This is a genomic window from Janthinobacterium sp. TND4EL3 (assembly GCF_900156175.1).
Classification (GTDB): domain Bacteria; phylum Pseudomonadota; class Gammaproteobacteria; order Burkholderiales; family Burkholderiaceae_D; genus Janthinobacterium.
Map to the genome: position 1 here is coordinate 193,452 of NZ_FTMV01000006.1, position 20,920 is coordinate 214,371.

General features: G+C 64.5%; 17 protein-coding genes. 12 read left to right on the plus strand and 5 right to left on the minus strand.

Going from position 1 to position 20,920, the window contains the following annotated elements; all coding sequences use genetic code 11:
* The first annotated feature begins 56 nt into the window (after positions 1-56).
* The 3 genes from glp to BXA07_RS11995 all read left to right on the plus strand — a co-directional run bounded on the left by glp (position 57) and on the right by BXA07_RS11995 (position 3,935).
* Positions 57-1,904 carry a molybdopterin molybdotransferase MoeA gene (gene glp, locus BXA07_RS11985; protein ID WP_076568154.1) on the plus strand — a complete coding sequence of 616 codons (1,848 nt, stop codon included), beginning with the start codon at positions 57-59 and terminating at the stop codon, positions 1,902-1,904.
* Between the two features lie 270 nt (positions 1,905-2,174).
* Positions 2,175-3,092: an MHFG family PEP-CTERM protein gene (locus BXA07_RS11990; RefSeq protein ID WP_076568155.1), complete on the plus strand. Its 918-nt coding sequence runs from the start codon at positions 2,175-2,177 to the stop codon at positions 3,090-3,092.
* A gap of 57 nt (positions 3,093-3,149) precedes the next feature.
* Entirely contained in the window at positions 3,150-3,935 is a 786-nt protein-coding gene (locus tag BXA07_RS11995; protein ID WP_076568156.1) for a hypothetical protein, read from the plus strand.
* Between the two features lie 27 nt (positions 3,936-3,962).
* Here BXA07_RS11995 and rmuC read toward each other — a convergent pair whose 3' ends face one another.
* Together rmuC and BXA07_RS12005 are read right to left on the minus strand one after the other, a co-directional pair.
* A complete protein-coding gene (rmuC, locus tag BXA07_RS12000; protein ID WP_076568157.1) occupies positions 3,963-5,348 on the minus strand; it encodes a DNA recombination protein RmuC in 1,386 nt (461 codons plus the stop codon).
* A 4-nt stretch (positions 5,349-5,352) separates the two neighbouring features.
* Positions 5,353-5,748 (minus strand): group II truncated hemoglobin, encoded by a 396-nt coding sequence (locus BXA07_RS12005; RefSeq protein ID WP_076568232.1) that lies wholly within the window; start codon positions 5,746-5,748, stop codon positions 5,353-5,355.
* Positions 5,749-5,879: 131 nt separating this feature from the next.
* On the opposite strand from BXA07_RS12005, the gene BXA07_RS12010 reads away from it, so the two are divergent.
* From BXA07_RS12010 to BXA07_RS12020, 3 genes are read left to right on the plus strand one after another with little or no spacing between them, the layout of a single operon-like run.
* Positions 5,880-7,145, plus strand: coding sequence for an MFS transporter (locus tag BXA07_RS12010; protein WP_076568158.1), 1,266 nt, complete (start codon positions 5,880-5,882; stop codon positions 7,143-7,145).
* 12 nt (positions 7,146-7,157) lie between these two features.
* Complete coding sequence (locus tag BXA07_RS12015; protein ID WP_076568159.1) at positions 7,158-7,505, plus strand: GIY-YIG nuclease family protein; 348 nt, start codon at positions 7,158-7,160, stop codon at positions 7,503-7,505.
* A 56-nt stretch (positions 7,506-7,561) separates the two neighbouring features.
* Positions 7,562-8,029: a MarR family winged helix-turn-helix transcriptional regulator gene (locus BXA07_RS12020; RefSeq protein WP_076568160.1), complete on the plus strand. Its 468-nt coding sequence runs from the start codon at positions 7,562-7,564 to the stop codon at positions 8,027-8,029.
* Positions 8,030-8,035: 6 nt separating this feature from the next.
* Here the strand turns inward: BXA07_RS12020 and cqsA are convergent, their stop codons facing one another.
* A complete protein-coding gene (cqsA, locus tag BXA07_RS12025) occupies positions 8,036-9,280 on the minus strand; it encodes an alpha-hydroxyketone-type quorum-sensing autoinducer synthase (protein WP_076568161.1) in 1,245 nt (414 codons plus the stop codon).
* 165 nt (positions 9,281-9,445) lie between these two features.
* On the opposite strand from cqsA, the gene BXA07_RS12030 reads away from it, so the two are divergent.
* Complete coding sequence (locus tag BXA07_RS12030) at positions 9,446-10,777, plus strand: sensor histidine kinase (RefSeq protein ID WP_076568162.1); 1,332 nt, start codon at positions 9,446-9,448, stop codon at positions 10,775-10,777.
* Between the two features lie 3 nt (positions 10,778-10,780).
* Positions 10,781-11,788: a response regulator gene (locus tag BXA07_RS12035; protein ID WP_076568163.1), complete on the plus strand. Its 1,008-nt coding sequence runs from the start codon at positions 10,781-10,783 to the stop codon at positions 11,786-11,788.
* A gap of 7 nt (positions 11,789-11,795) precedes the next feature.
* Here the strand turns inward: BXA07_RS12035 and BXA07_RS12040 are convergent, their stop codons facing one another.
* Both BXA07_RS12040 and BXA07_RS12045 read right to left on the minus strand, forming a co-directional pair.
* Complete coding sequence (locus BXA07_RS12040) at positions 11,796-14,327, minus strand: ABC transporter permease (RefSeq protein ID WP_076568164.1); 2,532 nt, start codon at positions 14,325-14,327, stop codon at positions 11,796-11,798.
* A 23-nt stretch (positions 14,328-14,350) separates the two neighbouring features.
* Complete coding sequence (locus BXA07_RS12045) at positions 14,351-15,382, minus strand: adenosine deaminase (RefSeq protein ID WP_076568165.1); 1,032 nt, start codon at positions 15,380-15,382, stop codon at positions 14,351-14,353.
* An 87-nt stretch (positions 15,383-15,469) separates the two neighbouring features.
* Here BXA07_RS12045 and BXA07_RS31600 point away from each other — a divergent pair, with 87 nt between their 5' ends.
* The 4 genes from BXA07_RS31600 (at position 15,470) to BXA07_RS12060 (ending at position 20,792) form a co-directional block, all read left to right on the plus strand.
* Positions 15,470-15,601, plus strand: coding sequence for a hypothetical protein (locus tag BXA07_RS31600; RefSeq protein ID WP_280175052.1), 132 nt, complete (start codon positions 15,470-15,472; stop codon positions 15,599-15,601).
* Positions 15,602-15,930: 329 nt separating this feature from the next.
* Positions 15,931-17,853, plus strand: coding sequence for a PrkA family serine protein kinase (locus BXA07_RS12050; protein ID WP_034754154.1), 1,923 nt, complete (start codon positions 15,931-15,933; stop codon positions 17,851-17,853).
* A 69-nt stretch (positions 17,854-17,922) separates the two neighbouring features.
* Positions 17,923-19,191 (plus strand): YeaH/YhbH family protein, encoded by a 1,269-nt coding sequence (locus tag BXA07_RS12055; RefSeq protein WP_076568166.1) that lies wholly within the window; start codon positions 17,923-17,925, stop codon positions 19,189-19,191.
* Complete coding sequence (locus BXA07_RS12060) at positions 19,191-20,792, plus strand: SpoVR family protein (protein ID WP_076568233.1); 1,602 nt, start codon at positions 19,191-19,193, stop codon at positions 20,790-20,792. Before BXA07_RS12055 ends, BXA07_RS12060 begins: the two co-directional genes overlap by 1 nt.
* Positions 20,793-20,920 lie beyond the last annotated feature (128 nt).

Consider the following 20,920-nt stretch of genomic DNA (forward strand, 5'->3'; position numbering starts at 1 on the left):
CGCGGCACGCGCCCGCCGCTGCTACCATGGCGCATGCATCTATTTTCCTACCTGACATGATCAACAAACACGACATTACCGGCCTGATCCTGGCCGGCGGCCTCGGCACGCGCATGGGCCAGCGCGACAAGGGCATGCTGCCCCTGCACGGCCAGCCCCTGGCACGCCACGTGCTGCAGCGCCTGGCGCCGCAGGTGGGCCAGCTGGCCATCAGCGCCAACGAGCACGCCGGCGATTACGCGCGCTTCGGCCTGCCCGTCTGGCAAGACGCGCTGCCGGGCCACGCCGGCCCGCTGGCCGGCTTGCACAGCGGCATGCGGCACGCCGCCACGCCCTACCTGCTGACGGTGCCGTGCGACTCGCCCCTGCTGCCGCCCGACCTGGCGGCGCGCCTGGCAGCCGGCTTGATGGAAAACGATGCCGACCTGGCCATCGCCGTCACCGAAGAGCTCGATCCAGCGACGGGTTCGGCCGTGCGCCGCCCCCATCCTGTCTTTTGCCTGGTGAAAACATCCGCCCTGTCCCAGCTGGACGCCTACCTGGCCGCCGGCGAGCGCCGCATGCGCACCTGGCACGGCCCCCTGAAGCTGGCCGAAGTGCTGTTCGACGATGGCGCCGCGTTCGGCAACATCAATACCCCGGACGAGCTGGCCGACCTGCAGGCGCGGGGATTGAGCGTGCCGATGGCGCAAGCCATCCTGGCCGACAGCGTCGCGCCCGTCGCCGACATCGAGGAACTGCCGTTGCCGCAAGCCTTGGAGCGCATCCTGGCGGCCGATATCATCTCGCCCATCAGCGTGCCCGCGCACGACAATTCCGCCATGGATGGCTATGCGCTTTACGGGGCTGACCTGGGCGGCGACACTGCTGTCACCCTCACCGTGGTCGACACCATCCTGGCCGGGCGTCCCGGCACGGTTAAAGTTGGACGCGGGCAATGCGCGCGCATCATGACGGGCGCCGTCATGCCCGACGGCTGCGACAGCGTGGTGCCGCAGGAACTCGTGCTGCAAGCGGGCGAAACGAGCATCACGCTGGCGCCGGACTGCATCCGCCCCGGCGACAACCGCCGTTTCAAGGGCGAAGACTTGATGCAGGGCAAACCGGCCCTGCTGCAGGGCAAGCGCCTGGGCCCGGCCGAACTGGGTTTGCTGGCCTCGCTGGGCATCGCCACGGTGCCCGTGCGCCGCCGCCTGCGCGTGGCCTTCTTTTCCACGGGCGACGAATTGCGCTCGCTGGGCGAACCGCTGGCCGCCGGCTGCATCTATGACAGCAACCGCTACACCCTGCTGGGCATGCTGACCCGCCTCGGCTGCGAAGTGCTCGACATGGGCATCGTCAAGGACAATCCGCAGGCGCTGGAAGCGGCCCTGCGCGGTGCTTGTGCTTCGGCCGACGTCATCATCACTTCGGGCGGCGTGTCCAGCGGCGCCGCCGATTTTACGCGCGACATCCTCGCGCGCCTCGGCGACGTGGCCTTCTGGCAGATCAACATGCGGCCGGGCCGCCCCATGGCGTTTGGCCGGATCGCCAGCGAGGGCGACACGGCCTTGCTGCTGGGCCTGCCCGGCAACCCCGTGGCCGTGATGGCGACCTTCTATTTCCTCGCCCGCCCCGCCCTGCAGCGCATGATGGGCGCCGATGCGAACGCGTCCAGCCTGCCGCTGCTGCAGGTGGCGGCGCAAGCCCCCATCCGCAAGAAGCGGGGCCGCACGGAATACCAGCGCGGCATCGTCGGGCGCGATGCGGACGGGCGCCAGCACGTGCGCGTAACGGGCGCGCAAGGCTCGGGCATCCTGCGCTCGATGACGCAAGCCAATTGCATGATCGTGCTGCATGAAGGGCAAGGCCACGTGGCGGCCGGCGACCTCGTCGACGTCGTGCTGTTCCATGGGCTGATGTAAGCAACTCCCCCCTCCCCTTCTCCGTCTCCTTGACGGCCCGCCCTGCGCGGGCCGTTTGCTTTTCCCCATTGCAATCAATTTCCCCCGCGCGGCAGCCGTTCGCCTATCGAGATAAAAATATTAATAATCTCCCGATAAAATAAATCAATAAACACAACACTAATTATAATAATTTTATTTATTCGTTGATATTGAAGTTTCTTCGGTGATAACATTCGAACTCAAACAAAAGAGTTCAATTTTGATATTGTTTTCACGAGGAAACTACCAATGAAACACGGCCCATCGATCACGGATGCCTGCATGCTGGGTGCCGCCGTCTTCCTGTTCAGCATGTTGTCCCTGGCGCCACTGCCCGCCAGCGCGAAAGGCATGGGCCGCGCCGATGTGCTCGATAATTGCAGCTGGAACCGGCCCGGCGTCGATCCGTTCATGGGGGACGTGGTGGCGGCCGTGGACCGCTATACGGACATCGCGCCGCAGGTGCGCGAACAATTGAAGGAGCGCATGCGCGCGCGCCAGTACGACGAGATCGTCGTGATCAGCCGCGACGCCATCCGCGGCAAGGGCAATTACAACGCGCGCATCAGCGAGATGCATTTCGGCCCGGGCCGCGTCTGCCGCAATGTCACGCGCGCGGGCTGGAGCGAGCAGATGCAGGAGCGGGGACTCGTGTATTGCGTGCAGGGCCAGTGCATCCTGGTGCCCACCGTGTGCCGTAATGTCAGCCGCATCACGCAGGCGCCCGCGTCGGCGCCGCCGGCCGCCGGTGCCGCTCCCGGCGGCGCCGCACCCGTTGCCGCCGCACCCGCAGCCGCCCCGCAAGCGGCAGGCGTGCCCGCGCTCGACAACCCCGACGCCTTGCGCGGCGGCTCGTTCACGGGCGGCGCCATGCCGCCCGAGGTGGCCAGCACGGCTTTCCTGCCCTACGATTACGTGCGCACCGTCGGCGGCATCGGGGCGCCGGCGGGCACGGGCGGCGGTGGCGGAGGTGGTGGCGGCAGGCCGCCAGACCAGGGCAGCAGCATCATCGTGCCGCCCACCGTCACCCTGCCCACCTTGCCGCCCACTGGCCCGAATGTCTTGCCGGCCGTGCCAGAACCGCATACCTGGGCCATGCTGCTGGCGGGACTGGCGCTGACGGCCTTCGGCGCCAGAAAACGCCGGGCCGGCAAGCATGCCGCCTGAGGCCTGGTCAGCCCGGTGCGGACTTGTTACTATGATGCATACCAGACAAGGACCGCCATGCCCGACATCGATAGCCGTTTGACAAGTCTCATTGCGCTGCGCGAGGCAGGCCGCCATGCGGAAGCGCTGCCGCTGCTGCAACAACTGTTCGCCGAAGCCGGGCGAACCATGAATCCGCCCAGGTCGCGCTATTTCATCACCATGCTGCAGTGGAAGTTTTTGGCCGAGGCCTACGCGCCGGCCTACGCTGCCCTGCAGGTGGAGCGAGATGCGCAAATACGGCTGCTGCTGTCAGGCGAGCATGATTTCGGGCGCCACGACAACAGCGACCCACAGGGAAGCGGCGCGTTCGGCCGCACATCGCGTTTTTCTCTCATCGCCGACATGAACGAGACGCTGGGCGATGCCCATTCCACCGCCGACCTGTTCGCCCGGCTCGACGCCAGCGCCCCCGAACTGGCGCGCCAGTACGCCTGGCAAGCGCTGCCAGCCGTCGTCGAAGCGGGCAATTTTGCGCTGGCGGACCGCTATCGCCGCCCTGTCCCGCTGGGCCACCTCGATACGGTCAATGCCCTGGCCGCCAGCGAGCCTTTGTTTCCTGCGCCGGGCACGGCACCGCGCCTGGCGGCGGAGTTGATGAATCTGGTGAAAGACGTGCGGATCGCCGCTGCCGTGCTACGCGGGCAAGGGCAGGCCGCCGAGGCCGAGGCCCTGTGCGCCGCCCTGCTGGCGGGCCTGGCGCATGATGCCATGCGCGCGCTGGCGCGGCGCGAGCTCGATGCGCCCGGCAGCATCACCGCTGAAATCGTCAAGCGCCAGATGGACGAGGAGGCACAGGCCTAACTGGCCGCGCCGGCGAACAAGACGTGCCTATTCGCCGTCCGCCTCGGCGGACAGCCCCGCATCGGCCGCGCCCAGCAGCAAGGCGGCCGCCTCGCCGGGCAAGGCTTCCACGGATTTGAGCTTGCGCGCCATCTGCCGGCTGCGCACTTCCGCGCTTTCGATATTCTTCGCCGCCCGCTCCAGGGTCAGCTTGGTTTGCGACAGCACGTCGCCGAACTTGCCGAATTCCGTCTTGACGGCGCCCAGCACCTGCCACACTTCGGACGAGCGCTTTTCCAGCGCCAGGGTGCGGAAACCCATCTGCAGGCTGTTGAGCAAGGCCGTCAGGGTGGACGGCCCGGCGATGCTGACCCGGTGCACGCGCTGCAATTCGTCGGCCAGGCCCGGGCGGCGCATCACTTCCGCATATAAACCTTCCGTGGGCAGGAAGAGGATGGCAAAGTCGGTGGTCTGCGGCGGCGCCAGGTATTTCTCGGCGATGGTTTTCGCCTCGCCCCGCACGGCCCGTTCCAGCTCGCGTCCGGCCTGGGCCACGCCGTCGGCGTCGGCCCGCTCGGCCGCCTCGACCAGGCGTTCGTACTGTTCTTTCGGGAATTTTGCGTCGATCGGCATCCACACGGGCGCGCCGCCCTCGACCATGCCCGGCAGCTTCAGGGCGAACTCCACGCGCGCGCCGCTGCCCGCCACCGTTTCCACGTTCTTCGCATACTGGTCGACCGTGAGCACCTGCTCCAGCAGCATTTCCAGCTGCACTTCGCCCCAGGTGCCACGCGTCTTGACGTTGGTGAGCACCCGCTTCAGGTCGCCCACGCCCAGCGCCAGCTGCTGCATTTCGCCGAGCCCCTGGTGGACCTTTTCCAGCCGCTCCGACACCTGCTGGAACGAGGCGGAAAGCCGCGTTTCCAGCGTCGCGTGCAGTTTTTCATCGACCGTCTTGCGCATTTCTTCCAGGCGCGCGCCATTGTCGGCCTGCAAGTCGCGGATCTTGTTTTCCAGCGTGGCGCGCACTTCCAGCATGCGCTGGGCATTCGATTCCGTCAGCTGGGACAAGGTTTGATTGGTGCTGTCGGCAAAGCGCGCCAGGCTTTGCGCCTGTTCCTCGCGCCCGACCTTGCCCTGCGCCTGCATCTGCGTGCGCAGGCTGTCGAGCTGCTGCAGGGTCGCCGCCTGGAATTGCGCCAGGCCGGCCGCCAGGTCTTGCCGCGTGGCTTGCGCCGACGCCTGCAATTGCAGCCGCACTTCGCGCTCGACCCGGTCGATGCGTTCCAGGCTTTGCTGCTGGTGCTGCTGCACCAGGGCCAGGGTGGTGGCGCCGTCGCCGGCCGCGCCACGGGGGCGCAGCAGCAGCAAGAGCAACAGGACGATGGCGGCAATGGCGGCGCCCAGCAGGCTGTAGAACTCGATAGGGCTCATGGGATCAGTCCGGTTTGTTGCGCATCCAGTCGGCCGTCTGATAGAACGATTCCATCAGGCGCACGCGCAGGGATTCTTCGATGCCCGTGTCTTCCATGGCCCAGGCCATGGCGCGCAGCCACTGGTCGCGCTCGCTGGTACCTATGGCGTAGGGCAAGTGACGGGCGCGCAGGCGCGGGTGGCCGAATTTCTCGATATACAGGTCCGGGCCGCCCATCCAGCCCGTCAGAAAGAAATACAGCTTGTCGCGCGAGCCTTCCGTCGAGGGCGGATGCATGACGCGGATGCCGGCGAACTCGGGTTCGAGTTCCATCAAGTCATAAAAACGGTCGACCATGTCGCGCAGCACGGGGGCGCCGCCGATGGTCTCGTACAGGGTGGGGGCAGTGGTATCAGTCATGGCCGCCATGATAGCGCAAGCACCGGCGCGCCATCCGCCACCAGCGCCGATTGCCACAACAAATGGCAATATACTTGACTACTCAAGCTTTTATCAACTACCATGCAATTTTTAAATACGGAAAAACCAATATGCCAAGCGCCACAGACACTGATTTGCTGCGCAATACCAACTTCCGCTGGCTGCTGGGCGGCGGCCTCGTTTCCATGCTGGGCGACCAGTTCAGCCTGCTGGCCCTGCCCTGGCTCGTGCTCAGCCTGACGGGCGACAGCCTCAGCCTCGGCATTGCCGTCGCCCTGATGGGCGCGCCGCGCGCCGTGCTCATCGTGCTGGGCGGCACGTTCGCCGACCGCCATTCGCCCCGGCGCGTGCTGCTGCTGAGCAAATATGCGAACACCGTCATCCTGCTGGCACTGGCGGGACTGCTGTGGCTGGACCAGGCCAGCCTGGCGCTCGCGTATGCGGCCGCACTGGCGCTGGGCATCGCGTCCGCCTTCGCCATTCCGGCCGGCACGGCCATCCTGCCGCAAGCCGTGCCTGCATCATCGTTGCAGAAAGCCAATGGCTTGCAGATGGGTGTGCGCCAGCTGTCCTTGCTGGCCGGTCCCCTGCTGGCGGCGCTCGTGCTGGGCGCCCGCGATGGCGGGCGGCACACCTCCATGGCGGCGCTGGCCGCCGCCTTTGCCATCGATGCGCTGACGTTTGTGTTTTCCGCATGGACCTTGCGGCAAGTCAAGCTACGGCCCCGGGCAGCGGCCGCAGCGCAGGGCATGTGGCGCGACCTGGCGGCGGGCCTGGCCATGGTCTGGCGCGACCATGCCTTGCGCAGCTGCTATGCCTACTGGGCCGTGGTGGCCTTCTTCGTCATGGGTCCGCTGCAAGTGGCCTTGCCCGTGCTGGCCAGCGAACGCCTGGACGGCGTACCGGCGCTCGGTTTGCTGATGGGCGCGCATGGCGCCGGCACCCTGGCCGGCATGCTGGCGTCCAGCCTGGGCGCCGCCTGGCTGCGCCGCCATTTCGGCGCCGTCCTGCTGGCCGCCGACGCCATCGTGGCTTGCCTGCTGATGGCGCTGGGACAAATCAGCACGGCCTGGCACGGCGCGGCCCTGCTGGCCGCCACGGGCCTGCTGTCCGGCTACTTGCAGGTCGTCATCTTTACGTGGATACAGCGGCGCGTGGCGCCCGCCATGCTGGGCCGGGCAATGGCCTTGTTCATGGGTATCTTCCTGGGCCTGGCCCCGCTGTCGGCGGCGGCCACGGGCGCGCTGTTGCGCCACCTGAGCGTGGGCGAACTGTTCTGCGGCGGCGGCGCCCTGCTGCTGGCCGCCGCCATCGCCGCCGCGATATGGACCGGCATCCCCCGCATCGGTGAAGCCGATTGCATCGTTCAACCTTGAGAAAGTTCCACCATGGATAAAACACGACAAGCGGCCCTGAAAGCGGCCTACCGGCAACAAGCGCCCGCGCTGGGCATCATCGCGCTGTGCCATTTGCCCAGCGGGCGCACCCTGCTCGAACGCAGCCGCAACGCGCCCGGCGCGCTGAACCGCCACCGCTTCGAACTCACGCTGGGCACGCACCGCAACGCCGGCCTGCAGGCGGACTGGCGGCGCGATGGCGCGGCGGCCTTCCGCTTCGCGCTGCTCGACGCCGTCGAGGTGCCCGACGATCCCGCCTTCGATGCGGACGCCGAGCTGGCCGCCCTGCTGGCCCTGCACCAAGAGCAACTGCTGGAACAAGGGCAATCCCTGTATTGAGCGGCCATGCTTTACACTTGCGCACTCAAGCACTGCGCAGCCAATACAAGGAAAACATGACCGATCACCCTCCCCTGTCGCCGGACTGCGGCAACGCGCTGGACTTCTGCCTGCGCCTGGCGCGCGCCCAGGCGCTCATCGTGCGCCGCTTCGACAGCATCCTGGGCAATCTGCATGGCCTCAGTTTCAGCGATTACCAATTGCTGTACCACCTACAGCGGGCGCCCGGCGGGCGCCTGCGCCGCATCGACCTGGCCGAGCGCCTGGCGCTGACGGCGTCCGGCATCACGCGCTCGCTGATGCCGCTGGAAAAGATCGGCCTGGTGGCACGCCAGGCCGACCAGCGCGATGCGCGCGTCGGCTATGCCGCCATCACCGAGGCGGGGCAGGCGCTGCTGGCGCACGCGAACACGACGGCGCAGGCGCTGGCGCAGGAATTGCTGGGCAGCGCCAGCGCGGACCAGCTGGCGCCCCTGTCCCTGCTGTTGGGCGCTATCGCCGGCAAGCAGCCCTCTAACGGCTGACGCGCGCTACACCAGCGCCAGCTTGCGCAGGCGCCGCGTCGACGGCCAGCGCGCCATGCCCGTCTCGTCGCGGATGGCGGCGCAGGCGGCCAGCACTCTTGCGCACTCATCCTCGCGCAAGCCCGCATTCAGGGTCAGACGCACCAGCGAACGGTTCTTCGGCGTGGCTGGCGCACAGAAGACGGCGCCGTAGATGCCGTGCCGCTCCAGCGCCTTGCGCAGGATCAAGGTATCGGGTTCGCTGCCCGCTTCCAGCGCGATGATCTGCTCCGTGCCGTCGCTGACGTTGTAGCCGAGATCCATCAGCCCCTGGCGCAGCCGCACGCTGTGGCGGCGCAAGGCGGCGCGGCGGGCGTCGGCGGCGCGGATGAAATCGAGCGCCGCATCGAACCACGCCAGCTCGTGTTCCAGCAGGCAGGAACTGAAGATGGCGGGCCGCGAAGCGGACAGGAAATATCCCTTGAAGCGGGCCGAGCACGTAATCAGCCCGGCCCGGCCCGCGAAGGCCTTGGCCAGCGACGCCGTGCGGAAATGCACGCGCTCGGCCAGGCCCAGCTCCGCCACCAGCCCCGCGCCCTGCGGGCCGTGCGTGCCCAGCGAGTGCGACTCGTCGACGATCAGCATGCTGCCGCTGCGCTCGGCGATCTCCACCATCTGCAGCAGCGGCGCCACGCTGCCGTTGGTGCTGTACAGCGCATCGACGACGATGATGCCGGGGCCGTGCTTGTCGAGCTGGCGCTGCAGGTGGGCGCCATCGTTGTGCAGGAAGGCGACGGGCACGGCTTGCGCCGATTGCACGCCTTCCCACAGCGACGCATGCGCCTGCATGTCCAGGTACACGGGGATGCCGGGCCCGGCCAGGCTTTGCAGCAAGCCCACGTTGGCCGCCCAGCCCGACTGGGCCAGCACACACGCTTCGCTGCCGAGAAAATCCGCGCATTTTTGTTCGAGACGGTGCTGGCGGCTGCCTTCCTGCAGGAACACGGACGACATCAGCATGGCGCCGCCGCCCTGCAACACCTGCGCCTGGGCCGCCAGTAGCCTTGCCTCGCCGGCAATGTTCAAATAATCATTACCTGCCAGCATGACCGCACGGGCCGGCATGGCTTGCCATTCATGCAAGTGCTCGCCGCCCAGCAGCTTTTCTATGCGCTCGACGTAGTGTTCGTCCATGCGCTGGCGCACGAAGGCCGGCAAGCGTTGTTCGGCATGGACAGCGGCGGAAGACTGGGAAAAAAAAGCGTTCGACATGGAGGACTCCTGATTGGTTGCGGTGGGAACTACCGCGTCCAACATGCGCGAGCCATCCGGCACGAGATTGATCCATCTCAACAGTTATGGCGATATGGCGCTTTTATTGCGGGAACACGCCGATCATGTTGCATTGATATGCCTCAACGAATGTGTGCCCCTACCATGATGCATGCGCGGTCCCCCTTTGGAAAACACTGGCAAGGCAAGCTGCTCCAGCCTTTCCTGCATTTCCACGACGCCATCGAGCACATGCCGGTACGCCGCACCCAGGTGCGCGCGCTGGCCGTCATCGGCGCCCTGGGCATGCCCCTGTACTACTGGCTGTGGCAGTATGTTTTTCCGCAGGAATACGAGTCGCCGTTGCTGCGCGCCGTGGCGGCGCTGCTGTTCCTGCCCGCGCTATGGCCTGAGCGCTTCAGCAATACCTGGTTCGGCGCCTACCTGTTCCTGGGGCTGACGTTCGAACTGCCCTTCTTCTTCACGTATATGTTCCTGATGAACCACGCCTCGGTGCTGTGGGCGCATTCGCTGCTGGTGGCCCTGATCGTGCTGTTTCACTTCGACGCACGCATCGCCATGCTGGCCTACCTGAGCGGCACCTTGCTGGCCTGCCTGGCGTTTGCCGTGCGCGGCGACCCGGCCGTCATGCTCAGCCGCGAAGTCTTGCAGCAACTGCCCGTGCACGGGTTCACGATCGCCGTCCTGTCCGTCGTCAAGGTGGGGCGCCACGTGGGTGCGCAGGAAAAGCTGGCCGGGCTGGCGGCCGGCCTGGGCAGCGTGGCGCACGAATTGCGCACGCCGCTGGTCAGCGTCGAGGCAAACGTGCGCGGGCTGCAGCGCGGGTCGCAACAAGGCATGCAGCGCAACGCCAGCGGCCTTCAAGCGGACGCGGCCAGCCAGGAGGCGCTGGCGCGCATCCGCTTCGAAGTACGCCATATGCACCACATGATCGATCTGTTCCTGCTCAGCGCCAGCGCCGTCAACCGCAAGCTGGAAGCGAACGAAACGGTGGCCATGCACGACAGCGTCGCCGCCGTGCTGCGCCGCTACCCGTTCACCAGCACGGCGCAGCGCGACCTGGTCAAGGTCGACGTACGGGCCGACTTCACGTTTCACGGACAGTCCGAGCTGTGCGCGGCGATTTTGCTCAATTTGCTGCGCAATGCCCTGAAAGGCATCCAGCGCGCCGGCAAGGGCCGCGTGCGCATCATCATCGACGGCGCGCGGCCCGTGCCGCGCCTGCTGTTCATCGACACGGGCTGCGGCATCGCGGCCAGCCGATTGCCGCTGATCTTCGACCGCTTCTATTCGTATCCCGCGCACAACGGCAGCGGCATCGGCCTGGCCCTGTGCCGCCAGATCATGCAAGCCTGGCATGCCCGCATCCGCTGCGTGGCGCGCGAAAATGCCTACGCCATCTTCGTGCTGGAGTTTCCGCACCCCGTGTCCACGCCCAGGCCCAGCCGTTTTCCATCCATCCACCGCGCGAGGTGACGCATGCAACTGCCCGTCTACACCCATCCGACCCTGACCGTATTGATCGACGACAGCGATTCCTTCCTGAAAAGCCTGGCGTTCCAGCTCGATCCCGGCCTGGCGCGCAAGACCTTCCACGACACGAGCAGCGCGCTGCACTGGCTGCGCCACAGCACGCAGCTGGGCGAAACGCCGCTGCACGTCAATTTCGACACGCAGAACCTGCCGCCCGACCAGTGCAACGTGGCCCTCGACCTGGAACGCATCTGGCGCATCAGCGGCCAGGCGCAGCGCTTTGCCGTGCCGTCCGTGCTGGTGGTCGATTATTCGATGCCGCAGATGAACGGCCTGGAATTCTGCCAGGCCGTGCGCGACTTGCCTTGCAAAAAGATCTTATTCACGGGCGCAGCCGATGAAAAAGTGGCCGTGACGGCCTTCAACCGGGGCTTGATCGACCGCTACATCAAGAAGAGCGACGACGATGCGCTCGACATCCTGGAACAGGAAGTCCACGCCCTGCAGCGCGAATTCTTCCTGCAGCAGTCGGACACCGTGCGCGACTTGCTGTTACTGCACGACTATAGTTTCCTGCAAGACGAAGCCCTGGCCGCCGTCGTGCACGAGCTGTGCCGGCGCCACGGCTTTGTCGAGTTTTATATCTTTCCCAATCCCAGCGGCATCCTGTTCTTTACGCGCGACGGCCACGCCAGGCTGATGATCATCGAGACGGAGCGCAGCCTGCACACGCAGTACGAGATGGCGCGCGACAGCGACGCGCCCGACTCCCTGCTGCTGGCCCTGCTGGAAATGCGCGTGATCCCGTATTTTTCCGACGCCGACAGCGACGGCATGTATGCGGCCCACATCGGCGAAAACTGGTTCCGCTACTGCGCCGCGCCCACCATCTGCCTGGGCCGCGAAACGTATTTCTGGGCCCTGTTCGACGTGCCGCCCCACCAGCTGGGGCAGCCGGTGATGTCCTACGCGCAATTCCTGCGCGCGGGCGCGGGCGACAGCGTCAGCGCGTAGGGGGCCATCAGCCTTCGCGCAAGGTCTGCAGCGGCGGATGCTTCAAGACATTGCGCAAGCCCAGCCAGCCGCCGGCGATCGCGCACAGGGCGCCGGCCAGCAGGCCGAACGCCCACACGCCCGGTGCGAAGCTCCAGGCGAACTTGAACTGGTACGTGGCCAGGGCCCAGCCCATGGCCGCCGCGCCCGATGCGGCCAGCAGGCCGGCCAGCGCGCCGACGAGCGAGAACTCGATCAGCTGCGCCTGCGCCAGCTGGCGCCGCGTGGCGCCCAGCGCGCGCAGCAGGCCCGCCTCGCGCGTGCGCTCGTCCTGCGAGCCCATCAGGGCCGCATTCAGCACCAGCAAGCCCGAGGCCAGCGTGAAGGCAAACAGGAATTCGACGGCCGTCACCACCTGGTCCAGCACGCCCTGGATCTGTTTCAATACGCCGCCCACGTCGACCACCGTCAGGTTCGGATACTCGCGCAGCAGGGCGTTGCCCAGGTCCGCCTGCGCGGCAGGCAGGTGGAAGGCCGTGATCCACGTCTGCGGCGTGTCCGCCATGGCGGCCGGATTGATGATGACAAAGAAATTGACGCGCATCGAGCCCCATTCCAGCTTGCGCAAGCTGGTAATGGCCGCTTCCACGGGCTGGCCGGCGATGTCGAAGCGCAGCTTGTCGCCCAGTTTCAGCTTCAGGGTCTTGGCGATGCCCTCTTCCACCGACGCTTCCGCCGGCGCGCCCGGCGCGTTACTGAACCACTTGCCGGCGACGAGCTTGTTTTCTTCCTGCATGGTCGCCATGGTCGACAGATTGAATTCGCGGTCGGCCAGGCCCTTGGCGCGGTCGTCCTCATACGTGCTTTCCGTGATGGCATTGCCGTTCACGGCCACCAGCCGGCCACGTATCATCGGATACAGCGGTGCGTTGGCCACGCCCGCCTGCGCCAGGCGCGCGGCAATCGGTTCTTTCTGTTCCGGCAAGATATTGATCATGAAACGGTTCGGCGCGTCCGGCGGCGTGGCGTTGCGCCAGGCCACCATCAGGTCGCCGCGCACCACCGTCAGCAGCAGCAAGGCCATCAGGCCCAGCGCCAGCGACACCACCTGGATCACGGTGGCGCCCGGACGGCGCTGCAATGAGGTGACGGCAAAGCGCCAGCCCTGGTGCCGGAACAGGCCGCGCAGGCTTTTCAGCGAGCGGATGCCCAGCCAGCCGGCCAGGGCGAACAGGCCGAAGCCGCCGAGGAAACCGGCCGCCGTCAGCAAGGCCAGCTTCACGTCGCCCGCCTGCCACAGCAGCAGCACGACGAAGGCGGCGATGCCCAGGCCGTAGGTCGCCAGGGCCAGCGCCTGCGGCGGCTCCTGTTCGCGGCGGATCACGCGGTTATGGGGAACATTGCGCAACTGTAAAATCGGTGGCAGGGCAAAGCCCAGCAAGAGCAGCATGCCGGTGGCCACGCCCTGCAGCGCGGGCAGCAGGGACACGGGCGGCAAGTCGCTCTGCACCAGCTTGCCCAGCAACTCCAGCAGGACCAGGTGGCCGCCGTAGCCCACCAGCACGCCGATCACGCTGCCCGCCAGGCCCACCAATAAGAATTCGATCACGTACATGGCCGTGACCTGGTTCTGCGTCAGGCCCAGGCAGCGCAGCATGGCGCAGGCATCGAGGTGGCGCAGCATGAAGCGGCGCGCCGCCATGGCCACGGCGACGGCCGCCAGCATGGCCGACAGCAGGCCGACGAGCGACAGGAAACGGTCGGCGCGGTCCAAGGTCGACTGCATCTGCGGGCTGCCCGATTCCAGCGATTCGATGCGCACGCCTTTGATGGATTGCGCCTTGATCTGGCTTTCCAGCCAGGCTTGATATTGCGCAAGATCCGCCGCCTTGGCCGGCGGCGCCGACAGCAGCAGCCGATACGATACGCGCGAGCCGTTCTGCACCAGCGCCGTGGCGGCCAGGTCGCTCAAGGGCAGCATCACGCGGGGGGCGAAGTTCAAGAACGATGCGCCGCGGTCCGGTTCGCTGGCGATCAGTTGCGTCACCGTAAATGCCTTGTCGCCCAGGGTCAGGGTGTCGCCCAGCTTCGCGTTCAGGCTGGAAAGTATTGCCGCATCGACCCACACGGTGCCGGGCGCCGGCACCTGCTCCGTCGGCTGGCCCACGGCGTCCTGCGCTTCGCTCGGTTTGGTCGTGATTTTCAGCTTGCCCCGCTGCGGGTAACCGGGCGAGACGGCCTTGATGGACGCCAGCTGCGAGGTCGATTGCTCGCCTGCGCCCGCCTGCGCCATGCTGGGAAAGGTCACCGTGTCGGCCAGGATAAAACCGCGCTTCTGCGCTTCGGCGCGCCAGACGGCGTTGACGGGCTGGTCGGCATTGATGACGAGGTCGGCCCCCAGCAGCTGGTGCGCGTCGCGGTTCAGGCCCGCGCGAAGGCGGTCGACGAAGAAGCCCACGGCCGACAGGGCCGCCACGGCGACGATCAGCGCGACGAGGAGGAAACGCAGTTGCCCGGCGCGCCAGTCGCGCCCGGTCATTTTGAGGGAGAGGCGGAGCATGGGCGGCGGGTCTTTATGACAAGTTATTGCGTGGCGCCGTGGGCGGCGGCGTGCTGCGCGAAATACGCGTCGACGGTGGCGAGAAACGCGTCTTTCTGCGCCTGCGGCAGGAAGGCGGCGATAAAACCGTTGCGCGCCAGGCGTTGCGCATGCGACAGGCCCAGCGGCAAGGCGTCGAAGATGGCGTCGAAATTGTCATTCATGTAGCCGCCAAAATACGCGGGATCGTCCGAGTTCACCGTCACCAGCAGGCCCGCGTCGAGCAGTTGCACCAGGTTATGGTCATGCATCTGGTCGAACACGCGCAGCTTGGTGTTCGACAACGGGCAGACGGTGAGCGCAACCTGTTCGCGCGCCAGGCGGGCCGTCAGGTCCGCGTCTTCCAGGCAGCGCACGCCATGGTCGATGCGTTCGACCTTCAAATCGTCGAGCGCCGTGCGGATGTAGGCTGGCGGGCCTTCCTCGCCCGCGTGGGCCACCAGGTGCAGGCCCAGCTCGCGGCAACGGGCAAACACGCGCGAAAATTTCTCTGGCGGGTTGCCCACTTCCGAGGAATCGAGGCCGATGCCGATGAACTTGTCGCGGTGCGGCAGCGCGTCTTCCAGGGTCTCGAACGCTTCCGCTTCGCTCAGGTGGCGCAGGAAGCACAGGATCAGGCTGGCACTGACGGGGCTGTCCTGGCAGGCGCGGTGGATGCCGTTGATCACGTCGGCCATCGGCACGCCGCGCGCCGTGTGCGTTTGCGGGTCGAAGAAGATTTCCGTGTGCAAGACGTTATCGGCTTCGGCGCGGCGCAGGTAGGCTTGTGTCATGTCATAGAAATCCTGCTCTTTCAAGAGCACGCTTGCGCCAGCGTAATAAATGTCGAGAAAAGACTGCAAATCTGTAAAAGCATAGGCGCTGCGCAAGTGTTCTACCGATTCATAGCCCAGAGGCACGCCATTGCGCTCTGCCAGTGCGAAAATCAGTTCTGGCTCCAGCGAGCCCTCGATATGGATATGCAGTTCGGCTTTTGGCATGCCGCGGACGATCGCGCGCAATTGGGGGTGCATCATGGGTGTTCCTTATAGGGTGAAGATAAAAGTGCTGGCGCGCGCGCGCGGCGCGCAGGGCCATCGGACATGCAGGCATCTTAGCGCAAGATGGCCAGCCTCACCGGCGCCGGGCCGCGATGGCCCGCACCGGCACGCGCTGGCGAATTGTCGTATGATGGTTTAAAAGGGACAAAAAAGTTCATTGAAATGGATGAAAAATTTGATGTTTTATCCAATTAAATCAACAATTTACAAACAAGTATTAAGGATATGCCGACATATCTTTTGACTTCCTGATCCTTTAGAGCAATAATTAATTTCATGGGGTAAAGGTAGGTGCAACAAGCGCTATCAACACATGACAAAAAAGCCGGCTGGCCACGTCAGCACACGGCATCAAGCGCCAGTTTTTTGGTCCGGGCAATCCGGACTCGCAAAGACAGCCGGGCTTGAAACAACAATAAAAATCGATACGGGGTACAGGAAAAGTTCAGATGGCAAGCCCAGGCGAGTGGCAGGCGGGCGGCCATGGTGACTGGCAATTCAGGTTGACATTAAAGGACATTGACATGACCATTTTTGATAACTATGCAGCACGCTACGAGCGCACCCGCGAAGAGGAAATGTCGCTCACCGAGTACCTGGCCCTGTGCAAGAAGGACAAGCTGACGTATGCCAGCGCGCCCGAACGCATGCTGGCCGCCATCGGCGAGCCGCAGCTGGTCGACACGCGCAACGACACGCGCCTGTCGCGCATCTTCGCCAACAAGGTGATCAAGATCTATCCGGCCTTCCGCGAGTTCTACGGCACCGAGGAAGTCATCGAGCAGGTCGTCTCGTATTTCCGCCACGCGGCGCAAGGCCTGGAAGAACGCAAGCAGATCCTGTATCTGCTGGGGCCTGTCGGCGGCGGCAAGTCGTCCATCGCGGAAAAGCTCAAGTCGCTGATGGAACACGTGCCCTTCTATTGCCTGAAAGGCTCGCCCGTCAACGAATCGCCGCTGGGCCTGTTCAACGAGGAAGAGGACGGCACCATCCTGGAAGAGGATTACGGCATCCCGCGGCGCTACCTGCGCAACATCCCCAGCCCCTGGGCCGTGAAACGCCTGCATGAATACAATGGCGACATCAACCAGTTCCGCGTCGTCAAGCGCTACCCGTCCGTGCTGAAGCAGATCGCCATCTCGAAAACGGAGCCGGGCGACGAAAACAACCAGGATATTTCCTCGCTGGTGGGCAAGGTCGACATCCGCAAGCTGGAAGACTATGCGCAGGACGACCCGGACGCCTACAGCTATTCTGGCGGCCTGTGCCTGGCCAACCAGGGCCTGATGGAATTCGTGGAAATGTTCAAGGCGCCCATCAAGGTGCTGCATCCGCTGCTGACGGCCACGCAGGAAGGCAATTACAAGGGCACGGAAGGCTTCGGCGCCATCCCGTTCGACGGCATCATCCTGGCCCACTCGAACGAGTCGGAATGGAAGACGTTCAAGAACAACCGCAACAACGAGGCCTTTCTTGACCGTATCTATATAGTCAAGGTGCCGTACTGCCTGCGCGTGTCCGATGAAATCAAGATCTACGACAAGCTGGTGGCCAATTCCTCGCTGGTGAAAGCCCCGTGCGCGCCCGGCACCCTGCGCATGATGGCGCAGTTCGCCATCCTGTCTCGCCTGAAAGACCCGGAAAACTCCAGCATCTTCTCGAAGATGCTCGTCTACGATGGCGAAAACCTCAAGGACACGGACCCGAAAGCCAAGTCCATGCACGAATACGTCGATTACGCGGGCGTGGACGAGGGCATGAACGGGCTGTCGACGCGCTTTGCCTTCAAGATCCTGTCGAAAGTGTTCAACTTTGACAATTCCGAAGTGGCCGCCAATCCCGTGCACTTATTATATGTACTGGAACAGCAGGTCGAGCGCGAGCAGTTCGCGCCGGAACTCGAGCAGCGCTACTTCTCCTATATCAAGGAGCACCTGGCGCAGCGCTACGTGGAATTCATCGGCAAGGAAATCCAGACGGCCTACCTGGAAAGCTATTCGGAATACGGCCAGAACATTTTCGACCGCTACGTGACGTTCGCCGATTTCTGGATACAGGACCAGGAATACCGCGATCCGGACACGGGCGAAAGCTTTGACCGCGAATCGCTGAACAATGAGCTGGAAAAGATCGAGAAGCCGGCGGGCATTTCCAATCCGAAAGACTTCCGCAACGAAATCGTCAACTTCGGTTTGCGCGCGCGGGCGTCGAACGGCGGCAAGAATCCCGCCTGGACCAGTTACGAGAAGTTCCGCACCGTGATCGAAAAGAAAATGTTCTCGAATACGGAGGAATTGCTGCCCGTGATTTCCTTCAATGCCAAGGCCAGCGCCGACGATGCCAACAAGCACGCCGACTTCGTGGCCCGCATGGTGGAAAAAGGCTATACGGCCAAGCAGGTACGCCTGTTATGCGAATGGTACTTGCGCGTGCGCAAGTCATCCTAGCGCGGACAGCGGGCGCGCCCCGCCCGGAGACTGGCGGGGCGCGCAAGACGAGAAGCAAGGAGGCACCCTTTGACATACCTCATCGACAGGCGCTTGCAGAGCAAGAACAAATCCGCCGTCAACCGCGAGCGTTTCCTGCGGCGTTACAAGGGCCAGATCAAGGATGCCGTGGGGCGCGCCATCAAGGGGCGCTCGATCACGGACGTCGAGAATGGCGAGAAAGTCAGCATCCCCGTCAAGGACGTGGGGGAACCGTCGTTTGGCCACGCGCACGGCGGCGTATGGGAAGTGGTCAATCCCGGCAACAAGGAATACCTGAAGGGTGACCAGATCGCGCGGCCGAAAGGCGGTGGCGGCGGCGGGCGGGGCAAGGCGGGCAACAGCGAGGAGACGACGGAAGACGATTTCATCTTCGAATTGTCGCGCGAAGAATTCATGAATTACTTCTTCGAAGACCTGGAATTGCCGCACATGGTGAAAACCCAGCTGACGGCCACCACGGAATTCAAGAACCAGCGGGCCGGCTACAATATGTCGGGCACGCCATCGAACATCCACGTGCTGCGCTCCCTGCGCGGCGCGCTGGGCCGGCGCATCGCCGTCGGCGGCGGCGCCCGCAAGCAGCTGGCCCAGGCCGAGGAACAGCTGGCCGAACTGCTGCGCGAAGGCGCGCCCGAGGACGACGTGCTGGTGCAGGAATTGCGCCGCCTGATCCACCACATCCACACGCGCCTGCTGGCCATCCCCTTCATCGACCCGTTCGACTTGCGCTACAGCAACCGCATCAAGGTGCCCAAGCCCATGACGCAGGCCGTCATGTTCTGCATCATGGACGTCTCCGGCTCCATGGACGAATCGCGCAAGGACACGGCCAAGCGCTTCTTCATCCTCCTGTATCTGTTCCTCAAGCGCGCCTACGACAAGATCGAGGTGGTCTTCATCCGCCACCATACGGCGGCCGCGGAAGTGAACGAGCATGATTTCTTCAATTCGCGCGAGTCGGGCGGCACCGTCGTGTCGTCCGCCTTGCACTTGCTCAACACGATTATTGACGAACGCTATGGCGCCGGGCAGTGGAACAGCTATGTGGCGCAGGCGTCGGATGGCGACAACTGGGACAACGACTCCGTGCTGTGCCGCCAGCTCCTAATTAATACCATCATGCCCAAGGTGCAGTACTACACCTATGTCGAGATCACCGACGGCCCGCAGCAAAACCTGTGGGAGCAATATGCGGGCGTGCTCGACCATCACGCCCATTTCGCCATGCAAAAGATCGTCACGCCGGCCGATATCTACCCGGTCTTCCGCGAACTGTTCAAGAAACAGGTGAAATGATGAGTGCAGCCTTTGACCGCGCCAGCAACACCCCGGGCGAACCGTTCGTGCGCCTGCGCCACCCGAACGCCCTGCCCGAGCAGTCGGAATGGACGTTCGAGCTGATCGAGCAAATCCACGAGGAAATCCGCCGCGTGGCGAAACAGTTCGGCCTCGACACCTATCCGAACCAGCTGGAAATCATCACGGCCGAACAGATGATGGATGCCTACACCTCGGTCGGCATGCCCGTTTCCTACAATCATTGGTCGTTCGGCAAGCATTTTCTGTCCACCGAGAAAAGCTACAAGCGGGGCCAGATGGGCCTGGCCTACGAGATCGTCATCAACTCGAACCCGTGCATCGCCTATTTAATGGAGGAAAACAGCCTGACCATGCAGTCGCTGGTGATCGCGCACGCGGCCTACGGCCATAACTCTTTCTTCAAGGGCAACTACCTGTTCCGCGCCTGGACGGATGCGGACGCCATCATCGACTACATGGTATTTGCCAAGAACTACATCAGCGAATGCGAGCAGCGCCACGGCGTCGACGCCGTGGAATTGCTGCTCGACTCCTGCCACGCCATCCAGAACTATGGCGTGGACCGCTACAAGCGGCCGGCGAAACTGTCGATGGCCAAGGAATATGCGCGCCAGAAGGAGCGCGAAGCCTATGTGCAGTCGCAGATCAACCAGCTGTGGCGCACCCTGCCCCGGCGCGACGACGACGAGGACGAGGGCGACCAGCGCCGGGCCGCGCCGCGCTTTCCGCCCGAACCCGAGGAAAACCTGCTGTACTTCATCGAGAAGTACGCGCCGCTGCTGGAACCGTGGCAGCGCGAGATGGTGCGCATCGTGCGCAAGATATCCCAGTATTTCTATCCGCAGCGGCAAACCCAGGTCATGAACGAAGGCTGGGCCACGTTCTGGCACTACACCATATTGAACCAGCTCTACGATGAAGGCGTCGTGGGCGACGGCTTCATGATGGAATTTCTGAAAAGCCATACCAATGTCGTCTACCAGCCCCCCATCGACAGCCCGTATTACAGCGGCATCAATCCGTATGCGCTGGGTTTTGCCATGATGAGCGACATCCGCCGCATCTGCGAACACCCGACGGACGAAGACCGCGCCTGGTTTCCCGACATGGCCGGCAGCGACTGGCGCAAGAGCCTGGACTTTGCCATGCGCAATTTCAAGGATGAAAGCTTCATCGCCCAGTACCTGTCGCCACGGCTGATCCGCGAATTCCACTTCTTTGCCGTGCTCGACGACGACAAGAATGAAAAGCTGGCCGTTTCCGCCATCCACGACGATGCCGGCTACCGCTACGTGCGCCAGCAGCTGGCCGAGCAGTACAACCTGGGCAACCGCGAGCCGAACATCCAGGTGTGGTCCGTCAACACGCGCGACGACCGGGCATTGACCTTGCGCCACACGCAGTTCCAGCGCCGCCCGCTGAACCAGCAGGCGACGGAAGTGCTCAAGCACGTGGCGCGCCTGTGGGGCTTCGACGTGCACCTGGACACGGTCGATCCGCAGGGCGTCGTGCTGGGTACGCTCAATTGCCGACGGGAAAAGCGCAACCGGCGCGACGACCCCGTCGTGCGCCCCTAGGGCCGGTCGCGGCGCAAGGCCTTGCCTGCCGGGACGGCTTCAAAAAATGAACTTCCTGGCAAGAATTTTGGCAAGAACATAAGCGCGCGCTATGCCGGCATCACAATTCAGTATGGCTGACCGGCCTC

Excerpts from the sequence above, each read along its gene's own strand:
- cqsA (WP_076568161.1), bottom strand. The coding sequence starts at position 9,280 with ATGTCGAACGCTTTTTTTTCCCAGTCTTCCGCCGCTGTCCATGCCGAA.
- BXA07_RS31600 (WP_280175052.1), top strand. The coding sequence starts at position 15,470 with ATGGCCAGCCTCACCGGCGCCGGGCCGCGATGGCCCGCACCGGCACGC.
- BXA07_RS11990 (WP_076568155.1), top strand. The coding sequence starts at position 2,175 with ATGAAACACGGCCCATCGATCACGGATGCCTGCATGCTGGGTGCCGCC.
- glp (WP_076568154.1), top strand. The coding sequence starts at position 57 with ATGATCAACAAACACGACATTACCGGCCTGATCCTGGCCGGCGGCCTC.
- BXA07_RS11995 (WP_076568156.1), top strand. The coding sequence starts at position 3,150 with ATGCCCGACATCGATAGCCGTTTGACAAGTCTCATTGCGCTGCGCGAG.
- BXA07_RS12040 (WP_076568164.1), bottom strand. The coding sequence starts at position 14,327 with ATGCTCCGCCTCTCCCTCAAAATGACCGGGCGCGACTGGCGCGCCGGG.
- BXA07_RS12045 (WP_076568165.1), bottom strand. The coding sequence starts at position 15,382 with ATGATGCACCCCCAATTGCGCGCGATCGTCCGCGGCATGCCAAAAGCC.
- BXA07_RS12030 (WP_076568162.1), top strand. The coding sequence starts at position 9,446 with ATGATGCATGCGCGGTCCCCCTTTGGAAAACACTGGCAAGGCAAGCTG.
- BXA07_RS12010 (WP_076568158.1), top strand. The coding sequence starts at position 5,880 with ATGCCAAGCGCCACAGACACTGATTTGCTGCGCAATACCAACTTCCGC.
- BXA07_RS12035 (WP_076568163.1), top strand. The coding sequence starts at position 10,781 with ATGCAACTGCCCGTCTACACCCATCCGACCCTGACCGTATTGATCGAC.
- BXA07_RS12005 (WP_076568232.1), bottom strand. The coding sequence starts at position 5,748 with ATGACTGATACCACTGCCCCCACCCTGTACGAGACCATCGGCGGCGCC.
- BXA07_RS12015 (WP_076568159.1), top strand. The coding sequence starts at position 7,158 with ATGGATAAAACACGACAAGCGGCCCTGAAAGCGGCCTACCGGCAACAA.
- rmuC (WP_076568157.1), bottom strand. The coding sequence starts at position 5,348 with ATGAGCCCTATCGAGTTCTACAGCCTGCTGGGCGCCGCCATTGCCGCC.
- BXA07_RS12060 (WP_076568233.1), top strand. The coding sequence starts at position 19,191 with ATGAGTGCAGCCTTTGACCGCGCCAGCAACACCCCGGGCGAACCGTTC.
- BXA07_RS12020 (WP_076568160.1), top strand. The coding sequence starts at position 7,562 with ATGACCGATCACCCTCCCCTGTCGCCGGACTGCGGCAACGCGCTGGAC.
- BXA07_RS12050 (WP_034754154.1), top strand. The coding sequence starts at position 15,931 with ATGACCATTTTTGATAACTATGCAGCACGCTACGAGCGCACCCGCGAA.